Source organism: Paraburkholderia ultramafica (assembly GCF_902859915.1).
GTDB classification, from domain to species: domain Bacteria; phylum Pseudomonadota; class Gammaproteobacteria; order Burkholderiales; family Burkholderiaceae; genus Paraburkholderia; species Paraburkholderia ultramafica.
Map to the genome: position 1 here is coordinate 37,674 of NZ_CADIKK010000004.1, position 14,420 is coordinate 52,093.

The following is a 14,420-nucleotide window of genomic DNA, read 5'->3' on the forward strand; positions in this document are numbered from 1 at the left end:
TCAAGTACGTCCGTAAATGTCTTCAAAGCGAACGATGTCGTCTTCGCCCAGATATTCGCCGCTCTGCACTTCGATCATCACGAGCTCGACTACGCCCGGATTCTCGAGGCGATGTTTGTGACCCGCCGGGATATAGGTCGACTCGTTGGTCGACACGAAGAACTCCCGTTCGCCGTTGACGACCTTGGCCATGCCGCTCACCACCACCCAATGCTCGTTGCGGTGATGATGCATCTGCAAGCTGAGGCTCGCGCCCGGCTTGACCTCGATGCGTTTGATCTTGAAGCGCGGACCCTCTTCAAGTACCGAATACGTACCCCACGGCCGATGCACCGTGCGATGCACCTTGTAGGTTTCATGGCCGCGCGCCTTCAGCTCGGCGAAAATCTGCTTCACGTCCTGGGCGCGGTCCTTGTCCGCGACCAGCAGCGCGTCGGGCGTGTCGATCACGATCAGGTTCTCGACACCCACCGCGCCGATCAGGCGGGCGTCGCCGCGCAGGTAGCAGTTCTTCACGTCGAGCAGCAGCGCTTCGCCTTCCACGCGATTGCCGCTCGCGTCCGCCGGCGAGAGATCGCTCAGCGCGGTCCACGAGCCGACGTCGGTCCAGCCGATATCGCAGCGCACTACCGCCGCGTGTTCGCACTTCTCCATCACCGCGTAGTCGAACGAGACTTCCGGCACCTCGCCGAAGCTGCCCGGCTCGAGCCGCACCTGCGCGCCGTCCTTGCCGGCGGCGGAGGGCGACTTCTCCATGCACTCGGAAGCCGCGCCGAGAATCTCCGGGCAGTGCTGCTGCATCTCCTTCAGGATCGTGCCCGCGGTGAAGCAGAACATACCCGAGTTCCACACGAACTTGCCCGACGCGAGATACTCGCGGGCCTTCTCGAGCGACGGCTTCTCGACGAAACGCACCACCTTCTCGCCGTCCGCCTCGATGTAGCCATAGCCGGTTTCAGGCGTCTCCGGATGCACGCCGAAGGTCACCACCTTGCCCGCTTGCGCGAGCGTCTGCGCTTGTGCCACCGCCGCTGCGAAGGCAGCCTGGTCGGCGATCAGATGATCGGCGGCGAGCACCAGCATGACGGTCTGCTCGCCATGCAGCTTCGCCGTATGCAGCGCCGCCGTGGCGACCGCCGCGGCCGTATTGCGGCCGAACGGTTCGAGAATGAACGAGGTGGCGTAGCCTTTCGCGTTCACCTCGCGGAAATCGTCTTCGGTCTTGAAGAACAGATCGCGATTGGTTACCGTCAGCACTTCCTTCACACCGGGCAACGCCACCGCGCGCAAGAAGGCTTTTTGCAGCAGGCTCTCGCCATCCGCCAGACGGATGAACGGCTTCGGGTGCGATTCGCGCGAGACAGGCCACAGTCTCGACCCGGCCCCGCCACATAGAATGATCGGTAACAAACTCACAGAGTCCTCTCAGTACCGTATTTATTACGCAGCCGCAGCGCCGATGAATAGTCAGCACAACCCATGAAAACAGCGGGTCGTACGGCCATGCGCGCGCCGTGATGGTTCACGCGCCGCAGCCGGTTGACAGACCGGCTCGGGTCTCCTCGTCGAACGACATTCTACCCCGGCACCCTTTCACTTTCGTCAGACAGCTCGAGTGCAGCGCGGTGTTGAGGCGAGCGGCGCGCCGCATCGTAAAGGCCCGCGCCAAAAAACCCGCTGTCAATCCTCGCGTCAGGGGCGGGCGGCGGGCGACTTCGGGAAACCGTCCGTCAGACACAGCTTCAAGGCGTCGCGCCAATGCGGCGCAGCCAGCCCGAACACCCGCGCCAGCTTCTCGTTCGACATCCTTGAATTGGCGGGGCGCCTGGCCGGCGTCGGATAGTCGGCGGCAGGAATCGGCAGCGTGTTCGGCTTGCCCGGCAAGTCCGCGAGTTCGAAGATCGCCGACGCGAAGCCGTGCCACGAAGTCGCGTCGCCGGCGCACAGGTGATAGACGCCCGAGCGCTCGCTCCACCAGTTCGCGCTGTCTTCGGCGGCAAACGCCTGCGCGCTCAGGTGCGCGGTCAACGTGGCGATCGTGTTGCACCAGGTGGGCGCGCCGAACTGATCGGCGACGACCTTCAACTCGGGCCGCTCGGCGCCGAGCCGCAGCATGGTCAGCAAAAAATTCTTGCCGCGTGTGCCGTACACCCAGCTCGTGCGCAGCACCAGATGATTCACGCCGGTCGCCGCGATCGCCTGCTCGCCGGCGAGCTTGGTGCGTCCGTACGCGTTTTGCGGATCGGTCGGATCGTCTTCGACGTACGCGCCTTCCTTGTCGCCGTTGAACACGTAGTCGGTCGAATAGTGAATCAGCGCCGCACCCAGCTTTTTCGCTTCTTCAGCGAGCACGCCCGGCGCTTCGCCGTTGATGCGCATCGCGAGATCGAACTCCTGTTCCGCCTTGTCGACCGCGGTGTAGGCCGCGGGATTGACGATCAGCGCGGGCCGGACGTCCCGAACCACCGCACGGATCTGATCGAGGTTCGACAGATCCAGCGTGGAGCGGTCCACCGCGACCACGGTGCCGAGCCCTTGCAGCGTACGCGCGAGCTCGTAGCCCACCTGACCGTTCACACCGGTGATGAGAATCGTCCGCCTGGCATCATGTGCGCTCATGCGGCAGCCCCTTATGCGTAGACTTCGGCATCGGCAAGACGCTTGCCTGCCGCGTCTTTCGCCGCCAGCAGCGGTTCGAAGTCGATCGGCCACTCGATGCCGACCGCCGGATCGTTCCAGACGATGCTGCGTTCGTGCTCGGGAAACCAGTAGTCGGTGGTCTTGTAGAGGAATTGCGCCGACTCGGACAGCACCACGAAGCCGTGCGCAAAACCGGGCGGCACCCACAGTTGCCGATGGTTCTCGACCGACAGATGCACGCCGACCCACTTACCGAAATTCGGCGAGCTCTTGCGGATGTCGACGGCCACGTCGAACACTTCACCTTCGACCACGCGCACCAGCTTGCCCTGCGCATTCTGGATCTGATAGTGCAGACCGCGCAGCACGCCCTTCGCGGAGCGCGAGTGGTTGTCCTGCACGAACTCGACGCCCGCCTCGACCTTCTCGGCAAACTCGAGCGCATTGAAGCTCTCGAAGAAAAAACCACGCGAGTCGCCGAATACCTTCGGCTCGATGAGCTTGACTTCGGGCAGCGCGGTAGCGGTTACTTGGATGGCCATGCCACTTGGTCCGTAAGAATGTTTTGCAGATACTGCCCGTAGGCATTCTTGGCGAGCGGCCTGGCGAGCGCCAGCAGCTGCTCGTCGCCGATCCAGTTGCGCCGGTACGCGATCTCTTCCGGACACGCGACCACCAGGCCCTGGCGCTTTTGCAGCGTCGCGATGAACGTGGCCGCTTCGATCAGCGAATCGTGCGTGCCCGTGTCGAGCCACGCATAGCCGCGGCCCATGATCTCGACATTGAGCGCGGCATTGGCGAGGTAGCGCGAGTTGACGTCGGTGATTTCAAGCTCGCCGCGCGGCGACGGCTTGATGTCCGCCGCGATATCGCAGACCTGCTTGTCATAGAAGTACAAACCGGTGACCGCGTAATTCGAACGCGGCTTGGCCGGCTTCTCTTCAATCGACAACGCGCGGAACTGCTTGTCGAATTCGACCACGCCGTAGCGCTCCGGATCGTGCACGTGATAGGCGAACACGGTGGCGCCTTCGTCCTGATGATTGGCGTGTTCGAGCTGCTTCGCGAGATCGTGGCCGTAGAAAATGTTGTCGCCGAGAATCAGCGCCGACGGATCGTTGGCCACGAAGTCGCGGCCGATGATGAACGCTTGCGCGAGACCATCCGGCGAAGGCTGAACCGCGTACTGGATGTTCATCCCCCACTGGCTGCCGTCGCCGAGCATCGCCTCGAAGCGCGGCGTGTCTTGCGGCGTGGAGATGATCAACACGTCGCGAATGCCTGCCACCATCAGCGTGGACAGCGGGTAGTAGATCATCGGTTTGTCGTAGACCGGCAGCAGTTGCTTGGATACGACGTGCGTGATCGGATACAGACGGGTGCCCGATCCGCCCGCGAGAATAATGCCTTTGCGCGCCATTGCCGTGCCTTTACGCGCGCTGCGCGTAGTTGGTCTCCACCCACTTCCGATATTCGCCCGAAGCGACTTCGTCGGACCATGCCTGATTGTCCAGATACCACTGAACCGTCTTGGCGAGACCTGTCTCGAACGTCTCCGCCGGCTTCCAGCCGAGTTCGCGTTCGAGCTTGCGGGCGTCGATCGCATAACGGCGGTCGTGACCCGGACGATCCTTCACATACGTGATCTGATCGCGATACGACGCGCCCGCCTTCGGACGCAGTTGATCGAGCAGGTCGCACAGCGTGTGCACCACGTCGAGGTTCTTCTTCTCGTTCCAGCCACCGATGTTGTACGTCTCGCCCGGCGTGCCGCGCGCGAGCACTTCGCGAATCGCGCTGCAATGGTCGCCGACATACAGCCAGTCGCGCACGTTCTGACCGTCGCCATACACCGGCAGCGGCTTGCCGCCGAGCGCGTTGGCGATCATCAGCGGAATCAGCTTTTCGGGGAACTGGCACGGGCCGTAGTTGTTCGAGCAGTTCGTCGTCAACACCGGCAGGCCGTACGTGTGATGGTAGGCGCGCACCAGATGGTCAGAACCCGCCTTGGTCGCCGAGTAAGGACTGTTCGGCGCGTACGGCGTGGTTTCGGAGAATTGCGGATCGGTAGCGGACAGCGAGCCGAACACTTCGTCGGTCGACACGTGCAGGAAACGGAACGCGGCCTTGTCGGCTTCGCCGAGCGTGTTCCAGTAGCTGCGGGTGGCTTCGAGCAACGTGAAGGTGCCGACCACGTTGGTTTGCACGAAGTCGGCCGGGCCGTGAATCGAACGATCCACGTGGCTCTCGGCGGCGAAGTGCAAGACGGCGCGCGGCTTGTGCCCGGCAAACAGCGCGTCGAGCGCGCCGCGATCGCAGATATCCGCGCGCACGAAGACGTGCTTCGGATTGCCCTGTTGCGACTTGAGCGTGCCCAAATTGCCGGCGTAGGTCAGCTTGTCTACGTTGAGCACCGGTTCGTCGGAGGCATTGAGCCAGTCGAGCACGAAATTGGCGCCGATAAAACCGGCACCGCCCGTTACCAGGATCATGAAATTCCCTTCTAGATGTTAGTGGCAGGTCGGAATCGGTTCGCCGACGTGCTCACCCCGCGTGGTGATTTTCCGATTCTGCAGGCGCCAATAGCCCCCACTTACAGCAAGCAGACACTCAGACGCCAATTTTATAATGCCCAGATTATAAAGCCGCCCGGAACAAAAACTAGAACCCTAACAACTTGAAACAGCTTGACAAGTTTGGTTGCCATTGAGCTGGCCAGCGATCTTTTGGCGCGAACGTTGAGACGGGCCGCGTAGAGGCGGCGCACGGAGACATCCCGGTCATCGGGAATGGTGACGAGTCGCGCCGACACGGCCGAGCGACCCGGCGGGGACAGACCGCCGCGCACGCACACATGCCGGATACGACAGGCTGGCAGCGGGCAGCGGCCAGCGCAATTAGCGATAGATAAGCGCAGCTGCCGCGCGTTATGCGACAAGCATCCAGCGCAGCGTGTCGATGAACGGAATCGACTCGACCGTCGGCGCGAGCGAGCGCAGCTTGGCCGGCGAGCCGGCCAGCATCTTCACGTCGGTTTGCCGGACGAAGGCGGGATTGACCTGGATTTCGAGTTCATGCCCCGTCAGATCGCTTGCCGCCGTGAGAATCTCGCGCAATGTGTACGGCGTGCCGGTGCAGACGTTGACCGTCTCGGCGGCGGCGTCGGACTCGAGCAGCGCTTCATACGCGCTCGCGACGTAGCGCACGTCCGAGAAGTCGCGCGCAACGTCGATGTTGCCGAGTTCGATCGACGGCTCGCGGCGCGCGAAATGCTCGACGATCTTCGGCACGAGGAAGTTCGACGCCTGCCCGCGGCCGGTGTAGTTGAACGGCCGCACGATCAGGATCGGCAACCGGTCGAACCAGGTGCGCACCATGGTTTCCATCGCCGCCTTGCTGGCCGCGTAGTGATTAACCGGCGTGAGCGGATAGCTCTCGTCGATCGCGTCGCTGGTCACATTGCCGTAGACGTTCGCGCTGCTCGCAATCAACAGCTTGCGCGGCGTATGGCCGACGGCGGCGCAAGCCTCCAGCAGATTCAGTGTGCCGATCACGTTGACGCGGTAGAAGTCGAGCGGATCGTTATGGCCGACGAAGCTGATCGCGGCCAGATGCACAATGTAATCGGGCCGCGCGAGTTCGATCACGCGCCGGCACGCATCCGGCGACGTGATGTCGAGCCTGAGCCGCGTCGGCGTTTCAGGCTCGTTGCGGCCAACCGTTTCGATCACGGTATGGCCGCGACCGAGCAGGTTTTCGACCAGATAGCGGCCGGTAAAACCGCTCGCACCCGTGACGAGCGTGCGGATAGGTTGCTTCGCATGAAAAGACGACATGCTTTCTCCGTTCGCGAGGGTCATCCTGTTGTGTCGCAATATCGCACATGGCGCACGCGTGGCCGCTGGCTAGCGGCACCCGACGCCGCACGGCGCGATATCAGGACTTCAAACGGGCTATTATGTCACGCTAGCATGCTGCACTGCTCAACGCGGCACGCCTCGTGCGTCACCGCGAGTATCGAACCGCACCGACTCCTTGATGACACCCTCCACCATTTCCAACACCTCCTCACCCTTGGCTCCTCTTGCTTTCGGCGATCTGCAGGGCTGCCGCGAGCCGTTCCAGCAACTGCTCGCCAAGGCCGCGCCGCCGGCCGGCACGCCATTGTGGTTCGCGGGCGACCTGATCAACCGGGGCTCCGAATCGCTCGCCACGCTGCGCGACGTGATCGCGCTCGGTGAGCTTGCAGTGCCGGTGCTGGGCAATCACGATCTGCATCTGCTGTCGGTGTCGGCGGGGATTCGCAAGTCGAAGAAAGGCGACACGATCGACGACATCCTCGCCGCGCCCGACGCCGCCGACCTGCTCGAATGGATCCGTCACCGCCCGCTCGCGCACTTCGACAACGGCATGCTGATGGTGCATGCGGGCATCCTGCCGCAATGGGACGTGAACCTGACGCTCGAACTCGCCGACGAGTTGCAGCGCGCGTTGCGCGCGCCGAACTGGAAGGAAACGCTCGCCGGTTTGTACGGCAATGAGCCCAATCGCTGGAAGCCGGGCCTGAAGGGCATCGACCGCTTGCGTGTGACGTGCAGCGCGTTGACGCGCCTGCGTTTCTGCAATGCCGAGGGCGCGATGGATTTCAGCAGCAGCGGCAGCCTGAACTCCGCGCCGCCCGGCTGCATGCCATGGTTCGATGTGCCGTCGCGCAAGACCGCGGACGTGACCGTGGTATTCGGTCATTGGGCTGCGCTCGGTTTGACCTTGCGCGACAACCTGATCGGACTCGATTCTGGTTGCGTGTGGGGAGAGAAACTGTCCGCTGTGCGGCTTGCGCAAAATCCCGCGGAACGCACGCTGACTCAAGTCGATTGCGAATCCTGCGCCGTGCCTAACGGCGGCAACTAGGGCGAGCCTCAAGTAGTAGCGAGCGCGCTCAAGCCGAACGGCCCGGCCGGTCGACCGGCTCGATCAGCGTTGCCGTCGCGGCGGACGACTCAGCTTCTTCCGCCACCAGCGCACCGGCTTTCGCGGTGCCGCCCTGCATCTCGCGCAATGCGGCGGCAATCGCCTGTTCCGCTTGCGCCGCCAGCGCACGCCGGTCAACGCCCGGCACGAGCGGCGCGCCGACGTACACATGCGCGGTCAGCGGGCCGCCGCGCAGCAGCAGGTTCAGCGAATCGGCGAGCGACAGATCGTCGATATAGGCGGGCGCGGTGGATTGCCGGCCGTGCGCGTCTTCATACATGATGCACAGCGGCTGCACCGGCGCCGCCGCCGACACGGCCGCCTGGAACATATTCGCGTGAAACGGCAGCAGCGCGAGTCCGTTGGACGTGGTGCCTTCAGGAAACACGCACATCAGCTCGCCCGCGCTCAGGCGAGCGGACAGTTCGTGCATGATCCGCTTCGCGTCGCTGCGCTTTTCGCGCTGGATGAACACCGTATCCAGTTGCTGCGCGAGCCAGCCGACCAGCGGCCATTGCCGGATCTCCGCCTTCGACACGAACGGCGTCGGCCGCCACGCGTTGATCACGTAGATATCGATCCACGAGATGTGATTGGCGACCACCAGCGCGCCACGCTCGAGCCGCGCGCTGTCGTTATGCACGACGAGCCGCATGCCGCACAGGCGCAGCATTTTCAACGACCACGCGCGATTGAGCGCGTGACGCCGTTCAGCGCCGGCGCGGGGAAAGCGCGTCGCCACGATCCACATGCCGTGCAGCAGATGCGCGATCAGACGGGCCTTGCGTAACGCGAGCTTCATGGTCAGGGCTTTCCGTAACTTGGCAATGAGTTGGCGATCAGCTTGGCGCTGCCGCGGCGCTTAACGCTGCTCGAACGCGACTTGACCGGACACGATGGTCGCCCGCACGCGCGCCGGCAGTTCGTAACCGAGGAACGGCGTATTGTGCCCCTGGCTCTTCAACGCGCGCGGCTCGACACGCCAATGCGCGTGACGGTCGAACACGCAGAGGTCGGCCACCTTACCCACTGCGAGACGGCCGGCCGCTTCGAGCTTGAGCACGTCGGCCGGCGCCGCCGTGATGCGGTTCAGCGCCTTCGCAAGCGGCACACCGGCTTCGTCGGCCCATTTCACCGTCAGCGACAGGAACAGCTCCAGCCCGGTTGCGCCCGGCGTGGCTTCGGCAAACGGCAGCAGCTTTTCATCGTCGTCGACCGGCGTGTGGTCGGAGCAGATCGCGTCGATCGTGCCATCGGCGAGGCCCGCGCGGATCGCTTCGCGATCGCGCTGCTGACGCAGCGGCGGATCGAGCCGGAACTGCGCGTCGAAGTAGCCGATGTCGAGATCGATCAGATGCACGTGATTCACGGTGACGTCGCACGACACCGGCAAACCCTCGGCCTTCGCCGCGCGCATCAGCGCAATGCCCGCCGCCGACGACACATGCGACAGATGCACCCGCGCGCCGGTCACGCGCACGAGTTCGAAGATGGTGTGCAGCGCGATCGTTTCCGCCGACACCGGCACGCCCGACAGCCCAAGCCTTGACGCCAGCGCGCCGCTCGCGGCCACGCCGCCCTTGCCGAGATAAGCGTCCACGGGACGCAGCCATACGGTGTAGCCGTAGGTCTTCGCGTATTGCAGTGCGCGCATCAGCACCTGGGTGTCGACCACCGGCACGTCGGCCTGCGAAAAGCCGATGCAGCCCGCTTCGGTCAACTCGACCATCTCGGTGATGACCTGCCCGTTGAGGCCGACCGTCAACGCGCCGAGCGGATACACGTGCGCCTGGTTCAGGTTGCGCGCGCGGAACTTGAGCATCTCGACGAGGCCCGGTTCATCGAGCGTCGGGTCGGTGTCCGGCGGACACACGAGGCTCGTCACGCCGCCCGCGAGCGCCGCGGCCATTTCGGATTCGAGCGTCGCCTTGTGTTCGTAGCCCGGCTCGCGCAAGCGCGCGGACAGGTCGACGAGACCCGGCGCGATATGCAGCCCCTTGGCGTCGATCGTCTTCGCCGCGTGGAAGTCGGCCGGCGCGTTGCCGATGGCGACGACCTTGCCCGCCGCGATAAAAATGTCCTGCTGCTGTTCGGTGCCCGCTGCCGGATCGATCAGCGTGCCGCCTTGAATATGAATCTTCATGCGCTGCCTTATGTTCAGCCTGGTGTTCAGCCAGGTTCCGCGTTGCTTGACGCGTGTTCTTCGTACTGTGCTTGTATGCCTCGGTGCCTGGACGGCGCCGTGGCTCGATGGCGCCACGCTGCTTGCGGCGTGGCGCCCGAACCGGTGAACCCGGCAAGGTCAATCGTGATTGCCCGCGACGATGCCCATCACCGCCATGCGCACCGCGATACCGAAAGTCACCTGGTTCAGGATCACCGATTGCGGACCGTCGGCCACCTGCGAATCGATTTCGACGCCGCGATTCATCGGACCCGGGTGCATCACGATCGCATCGGGCGCGGCGAGCGCGAGACGCTCCGGCGTCAAGCCCCAGCTCTTGAAGTATTCCTGCGCCGACGGCAGCAACGCGCCGCTCATCCGCTCGTTCTGCAAGCGCAGCATGATGATCACGTCGACGTCCTTCAGGCCTTCGTCGAGGTTGTGAAACACCCGCACCCCCATCTGTTCGAGACCGCCCGGCAGCAGCGTGCGCGGACCGATCGCGCGCACTTCCGGCACGCCGAGCGTGGTCAGCGCATGGATGTCCGAGCGCGCGACCCGCGAATGCAGAATGTCGCCGACGATCGCCACGCGCAGCTTCGTGAAGTCCTTCTTGTAGTGGCGGATCGTGTACATGTCGAGCAGACCCTGGGTCGGGTGTGCATGACGGCCGTCGCCGGCGTTGATCACGTGCACGTGCGGCGCGCAATGCTGGGCGATCAGGTACGGCGCGCCGCTCGACGCATGGCGCACGACGAACATGTCGGCGTGCATCGCCGACAGATTGTTGATCGTGTCGAGCAGCGATTCGCCCTTGCTGGTCGACGACGCGTTGATGTTCAGATTCAGCACGTCCGCCGACAAACGCGTCGCGGCGATTTCGAAGGTGGTGCGGGTGCGCGTCGAGTTCTCGAAGAACAGGTTGAACACCGACTTGCCGCGCAACAGCGGCACCTTCTTCACTTCACGATCGGTCACGCTGACGAACTGGTCGGCGGTGTCGAGAATGTGATTGACGATCGCCTTCGGCAAGCCTTCGATCGACAACAGATGTTTGAGCTCGCCGTTTTTCGTGAGCTGCGGGTTGCCCTTCAGGAAGCCATAACGGAAGCGCTCGGTGGCGCTATCGGTGCGATCCTGGGGAGCCTGGGTGGCGGTGTTCATGGTGTACCTGCTTCAAATACGGGCTTCAACGTGATCGATGTCGATGCTGACTGCGTGTGACGATTCCAAAAACCGGCCTTCGCGCGCAATGCCGCGAAGATCGGCTTCAAATTCTTTTCTGCGTGGTTGCCCGAATGCGGTGAGCGCAAACGCAAGCTGCCCGATGCGGTCCGGCGCACAGCGTCGCGCCATGTTCAATCGACGCGCGCTTCGGTGTGAAACGTGAAACGCGGGTGGCCTTCGCCAGCTTGTTCGCGGGCCAGCACGAGCGTCGCCTCGGCGGGCACGTTCACCACGCCGCCGACAAAGCGCGCCGCCACCGGCAATTCGCGCCCGCCGCGATCGGCGAGCACCGCCAGTTCGACCGATGCCGGGCGGCCATAGTCGTACAGTTCGTTGAGCGCCGCGCGAATCGTGCGGCCGGTGTACAGCACGTCGTCGACCAGCACGATGCGGGCGCCGTCGACCGAAAACGGCAGCGAGGTCGGGCTCGCCTGCGAGTGCAGGCCTTTTTTCGCGTAGTCGTCGCGATGCAGCGCGACGTTCACCACGCCGAAGCTCGGCAGGTCCAGGTCGCGCGCGAGCCGTTCGGCGAGCCACGCGCCGCCGCTATGAATGCCGGCCAGCACGGCGCCTTCGGCACCCTGCTGCCCTGCGCCAGGCTGGTCGCCATACAGCGCGCGAATCTGGTCGAGCAACGCGCGATAAAGCGCTTCGGCGTCAATGGAACTCATGATCGTCGGAAAGTCCGTCTAGATATTGCTGGAGGATGATGCTGGCGGCTTCGGCGTCGAGCATATCGGCGCGGCCTTTGCCCGCGCGGATTTCCGCTTTCGCCTCGACCGACGAATAGCGCTCGTCGATCCACGTCACCGGCAGATTGAAGCGGCCGTTCAGCTGATTGCCGAAGCGCTTCGCGAGTTGCGTCATTTCGTGCGGCGCGCCGTCCGGGTGCATCGGCAAGCCGACCACCAACGCGTCCGGCTTCCACTCGGCGATCAGCTTGCCGACCGCCTCGAAGCGGTACTCGCGGCTGCGGTTCTGCACGATGACGAGCGGCCGCGCGCGCTTCGTCAGCGAATTGCCGACCGCCACGCCGATGCGCTTTTCACCGTAGTCGAACGCAAGCAGCGTCGCCTCACGTCCGGCCGGCAGGCTCATGCGTGACCCGCCTCGCCCGACAGCATCGACAGCGAAATGCCGAGCAGCGCGAGCGCGGCTTCGAGACGCTCTTCGGCGGGCACGTCGAAGACGATTTTGGGGTCGGCTTCGACCGTCAGCCAGCCGTTCTTCGAGATCTCTTCTTCGAGCTGACCCGCGCCCCAGCCGGCGTGACCGAGCGTGAGCAGGAAACGTTCCGGACCGGTGCCGCTGGCGACGGCTTCGAGCACGTCTTTCGAGGTGGTCATTTCCAGACCGCCCGGTACCGACATCGACGACGTGTACGTGTTGCCGTCTTTCGGATCGTGCAGCACGAAGCCGCGCTCGGTTTGCACCGGGCCGCCGAAATACACGGGCACATGGAGAAGGGGTTCGATCTCGAGCTTGAGGTCGATGCGATTGAAGAGCGCTTCCAGGTCGATGTCGGTCGGCCGGTTGATCACGAGGCCGAGCGCGCCGCGCTCACTGTGATCGCAAAGGTAGACCACCGTTCCTGAAAACGTCGGATCGGCCATGTTCGGCATGGCGATCAGGAACTGGTTGGTCAGATTGATGCGATCGGTACTCTTGGACATAGTTCGGATTTTAGCAAAGACGATGCAGGATGGCGGGCTTTGAGCGTGGAACCGCGATGCGTGCCCTGGTGCATGCCGCGAGCCATCGGCGACGATTCAAGTTGCACTCTATCACGCACGCGGGCCGTGGCCACGGTGCAGATGAACGGTGTGCGGCGGCACGCGGGCTGCGTGGCGCCGGGTTTTGCAATGGCGACTCGTTGCGGCAGGTTCACGCCGCTTGCCGCGGTGTGCTATGGGTTTGCTTCCGGTTGCCGCCGACACGGCAAGCATGCCGGACCTGCCTCGGCGGCGATGGTGGCGATGGCTCACGCGCCGCCCTGCTCGATCGCGCGCGTGAGCGTGGCGAGGGTCGCCTGCGTGACCCCGCCGCCGGGTGGCGCGACGCCCGCAGCGACCTTGTGCAGCGTCGCACGGAGTGCTTCGGCGGCTTGCTCGAGCGTGCTCGCCGCCGGCGCACCGACGATCACATGCGCGCGCACCGCCGGCGTCGACACGCCCGCGTGCGCGCGACGGCGCCACGCGAGCCCCAGCGCGTCGGCCAGCAGCGCCACGTGGCCGAGGCCCAGCGCGCACGCGGCAGAGCCGAGCCGGTAGGCGGCGTCGCCCGCTTGCAGCGCTTCGCTGGGATCGGCTTTCTCAGGCTGGTCGGCCGCGCGGGCGTGCTCGGTCAAGGCGGAGATCGACGCGTCCGCCGTCTGCAGGAAGTCTTCGTAGGCGTTCGCGTTGACGGTCAGCAGGCCTAGATCGCGGGTCAGTGAGCCGCGGGTCGCGCTGATCGACTGCGCCTCGAGCGCGCCCGCTTCCCACAGCATTTCGGACGACTGGGTGCCGGCGACGTGCCAATCGACGGTCAGGCCGTAATCGTGCAGCACCTCGACCTGTTCGGCGTCTTCCGCCGCCGCGCCGAACAACGCGTAGTCGCGCCACAACAGCGCCAGCGTCGCGCGCACCAGCGAGCGCGGCGCGCGCTGGATACCGCGCGCGTGATCGGCCAGCGCCAGATTGCAGCGCGCGTAGAAGCGCCGCGCATCGGTTTCGCTGGTGGCGTGGCCGCCGAGTCGCAAGGCCTTCGCGCAAGCCTTGGCGAGACGCCAGAAGTCATAGGGGTCCGGGCCGGCGAGTTCGGCGAAAACGGCGTCCAGTTCGTCGAGTGCCGCGTTGGTGACGGCCAGCGCGGCCGCGCTGCCGGTCTTGGCCTGCGAGCGCAGCACCGGCAGCAGCGCGCGCTCGTAGCGCATCCGCAAATGAGCGAGCTGATCGGCGGGTTGCGCGTGCAGCGACGCCGGCGGCACCGGGCGCGCGGTCAGCGCGAGATCTTCGAAAGCGACGGTGGAACCGGGCGTGTGCTCGGACAGGTGGGCACAGAGCGTCCGGTAATGATTGAACAGCGTGGGCGAGCAGCACAGCTCGCGCAGATTGTGACGTTCGAGCGCCGCGCGGAACTCGCGCAACGCCGCGCCGAACACCGGCCGGGCGCTGTCGGCGTCAGGCGGATCGCCCGCTGCGAGCGGCGAGAGCCGCACCAGCGCGTCCGCGAAGCGCTGTGCGCTCAGCCAGCCGGCCGCGCGCAACGCGTGCGATGCACGCAGCAGCGCCGAGGTGCTCTCGTGGTTCTGTTCGAATGCCAACAGCGCCTCTGCCAGCGCCAGTTCCGCGGGACGGACAGCGCCCCCGCGCGGATTCGGCAAGGCGTCGAAGGAAACGGGTCCAGCGGATCGATGGGTCATGGGCAGGCGACACGA

At 64.8% G+C, this 14,420-nt stretch carries 15 protein-coding genes; 1 reads left to right on the forward strand and 14 read right to left on the reverse strand.

Going from position 1 to position 14,420, the window contains the following annotated elements; all coding sequences use genetic code 11:
* The 6 genes from HV744_RS05475 to HV744_RS05500 all read right to left on the reverse strand — a co-directional run bounded on the left by HV744_RS05475 (position 1) and on the right by HV744_RS05500 (position 6,476).
* Positions 1-1,416 carry a mannose-1-phosphate guanylyltransferase/mannose-6-phosphate isomerase gene (locus HV744_RS05475; RefSeq protein WP_175148523.1) on the reverse strand — a complete coding sequence of 472 codons (1,416 nt, stop codon included), beginning with the start codon at positions 1,414-1,416 and terminating at the stop codon, positions 1-3.
* Between the two features lie 276 nt (positions 1,417-1,692).
* The gene (rfbD, locus tag HV744_RS05480; RefSeq protein WP_175148524.1) at positions 1,693-2,619 is read right to left on the reverse strand and encodes a dTDP-4-dehydrorhamnose reductase; all 927 of its coding nucleotides are present in this window, start codon (positions 2,617-2,619) and stop codon (positions 1,693-1,695) included.
* Between the two features lie 11 nt (positions 2,620-2,630).
* Entirely contained in the window at positions 2,631-3,182 is a 552-nt protein-coding gene (gene rfbC / locus HV744_RS05485; RefSeq protein ID WP_175148525.1) for a dTDP-4-dehydrorhamnose 3,5-epimerase, read from the reverse strand.
* Positions 3,167-4,060, reverse strand: coding sequence for a glucose-1-phosphate thymidylyltransferase RfbA (rfbA, locus tag HV744_RS05490; RefSeq protein WP_175148526.1), 894 nt, complete (start codon positions 4,058-4,060; stop codon positions 3,167-3,169). The genes rfbC and rfbA overlap by 16 nt, the downstream gene beginning before the upstream one ends.
* Positions 4,061-4,070: 10 nt before the next feature.
* Positions 4,071-5,132, reverse strand: a complete 1,062-nt coding sequence (gene rfbB / locus HV744_RS05495) for a dTDP-glucose 4,6-dehydratase (protein WP_175148527.1) — start codon at positions 5,130-5,132, stop codon at positions 4,071-4,073.
* Between the two features lie 435 nt (positions 5,133-5,567).
* The gene (locus HV744_RS05500) at positions 5,568-6,476 is read right to left on the reverse strand and encodes a GDP-mannose 4,6-dehydratase (protein ID WP_175148528.1); all 909 of its coding nucleotides are present in this window, start codon (positions 6,474-6,476) and stop codon (positions 5,568-5,570) included.
* Between the two features lie 202 nt (positions 6,477-6,678).
* Here HV744_RS05500 and HV744_RS05505 point away from each other — a divergent pair, with 202 nt between their 5' ends.
* Positions 6,679-7,551, forward strand: coding sequence for a symmetrical bis(5'-nucleosyl)-tetraphosphatase (locus HV744_RS05505; protein WP_175148529.1), 873 nt, complete (start codon positions 6,679-6,681; stop codon positions 7,549-7,551).
* 28 nt (positions 7,552-7,579) lie between these two features.
* Here the strand turns inward: HV744_RS05505 and HV744_RS05510 are convergent, their stop codons facing one another.
* The 8 genes from HV744_RS05510 to HV744_RS05545 all read right to left on the reverse strand — a co-directional run bounded on the left by HV744_RS05510 (position 7,580) and on the right by HV744_RS05545 (position 14,405).
* Complete coding sequence (locus tag HV744_RS05510; protein ID WP_175148530.1) at positions 7,580-8,413, reverse strand: lysophospholipid acyltransferase family protein; 834 nt, start codon at positions 8,411-8,413, stop codon at positions 7,580-7,582.
* Positions 8,414-8,473: 60 nt separating this feature from the next.
* Entirely contained in the window at positions 8,474-9,754 is a 1,281-nt protein-coding gene (locus HV744_RS05515; RefSeq protein ID WP_175148531.1) for a dihydroorotase, read from the reverse strand.
* Positions 9,755-9,913: 159 nt separating this feature from the next.
* The gene (locus HV744_RS05520; RefSeq protein WP_175148532.1) at positions 9,914-10,939 is read right to left on the reverse strand and encodes an aspartate carbamoyltransferase catalytic subunit; all 1,026 of its coding nucleotides are present in this window, start codon (positions 10,937-10,939) and stop codon (positions 9,914-9,916) included.
* Positions 10,940-10,951: 12 nt separating this feature from the next.
* Positions 10,952-11,131, reverse strand: a complete 180-nt coding sequence (locus HV744_RS05525; RefSeq protein ID WP_175148533.1) for a hypothetical protein — start codon at positions 11,129-11,131, stop codon at positions 10,952-10,954.
* A 2-nt stretch (positions 11,132-11,133) separates the two neighbouring features.
* Positions 11,134-11,673 (reverse strand): bifunctional pyr operon transcriptional regulator/uracil phosphoribosyltransferase PyrR, encoded by a 540-nt coding sequence (gene pyrR, locus HV744_RS05530; RefSeq protein ID WP_175148534.1) that lies wholly within the window; start codon positions 11,671-11,673, stop codon positions 11,134-11,136.
* Complete coding sequence (ruvX, locus tag HV744_RS05535) at positions 11,660-12,100, reverse strand: Holliday junction resolvase RuvX (protein WP_175148535.1); 441 nt, start codon at positions 12,098-12,100, stop codon at positions 11,660-11,662. The genes pyrR and ruvX overlap by 14 nt, the downstream gene beginning before the upstream one ends.
* Positions 12,097-12,675 (reverse strand): YqgE/AlgH family protein, encoded by a 579-nt coding sequence (locus tag HV744_RS05540; RefSeq protein ID WP_175148536.1) that lies wholly within the window; start codon positions 12,673-12,675, stop codon positions 12,097-12,099. Before HV744_RS05540 ends, ruvX begins: the two co-directional genes overlap by 4 nt.
* Before the next feature lie 308 nt (positions 12,676-12,983).
* Positions 12,984-14,405: a FimL-related protein gene (locus tag HV744_RS05545; protein WP_175148537.1), complete on the reverse strand. Its 1,422-nt coding sequence runs from the start codon at positions 14,403-14,405 to the stop codon at positions 12,984-12,986.
* Positions 14,406-14,420: the final 15 nt, after the last annotated feature.

What these genes read in the sequence shown, in the direction of transcription:
- rfbD (WP_175148524.1), bottom strand. Translation starts at nt 2,619, where the DNA reads ATGAGCGCACATGATGCCAGGCGGACGATTCTCATCACCGGTGTGAAC.
- rfbC (WP_175148525.1), bottom strand. Translation starts at nt 3,182, where the DNA reads ATGGCCATCCAAGTAACCGCTACCGCGCTGCCCGAAGTCAAGCTCATC.
- rfbA (WP_175148526.1), bottom strand. Translation starts at nt 4,060, where the DNA reads ATGGCGCGCAAAGGCATTATTCTCGCGGGCGGATCGGGCACCCGTCTG.
- rfbB (WP_175148527.1), bottom strand. Translation starts at nt 5,132, where the DNA reads ATGATCCTGGTAACGGGCGGTGCCGGTTTTATCGGCGCCAATTTCGTG.
- HV744_RS05500 (WP_175148528.1), bottom strand. Translation starts at nt 6,476, where the DNA reads ATGTCGTCTTTTCATGCGAAGCAACCTATCCGCACGCTCGTCACGGGT.
- HV744_RS05505 (WP_175148529.1), top strand. Translation starts at nt 6,679, where the DNA reads ATGACACCCTCCACCATTTCCAACACCTCCTCACCCTTGGCTCCTCTT.
- HV744_RS05510 (WP_175148530.1), bottom strand. Translation starts at nt 8,413, where the DNA reads ATGAAGCTCGCGTTACGCAAGGCCCGTCTGATCGCGCATCTGCTGCAC.
- HV744_RS05515 (WP_175148531.1), bottom strand. Translation starts at nt 9,754, where the DNA reads ATGAAGATTCATATTCAAGGCGGCACGCTGATCGATCCGGCAGCGGGC.
- HV744_RS05520 (WP_175148532.1), bottom strand. Translation starts at nt 10,939, where the DNA reads ATGAACACCGCCACCCAGGCTCCCCAGGATCGCACCGATAGCGCCACC.
- HV744_RS05525 (WP_175148533.1), bottom strand. Translation starts at nt 11,131, where the DNA reads ATGGCGCGACGCTGTGCGCCGGACCGCATCGGGCAGCTTGCGTTTGCG.
- pyrR (WP_175148534.1), bottom strand. Translation starts at nt 11,673, where the DNA reads ATGAGTTCCATTGACGCCGAAGCGCTTTATCGCGCGTTGCTCGACCAG.
- ruvX (WP_175148535.1), bottom strand. Translation starts at nt 12,100, where the DNA reads ATGAGCCTGCCGGCCGGACGTGAGGCGACGCTGCTTGCGTTCGACTAC.
- HV744_RS05540 (WP_175148536.1), bottom strand. Translation starts at nt 12,675, where the DNA reads ATGTCCAAGAGTACCGATCGCATCAATCTGACCAACCAGTTCCTGATC.
- HV744_RS05545 (WP_175148537.1), bottom strand. Translation starts at nt 14,405, where the DNA reads ATGACCCATCGATCCGCTGGACCCGTTTCCTTCGACGCCTTGCCGAAT.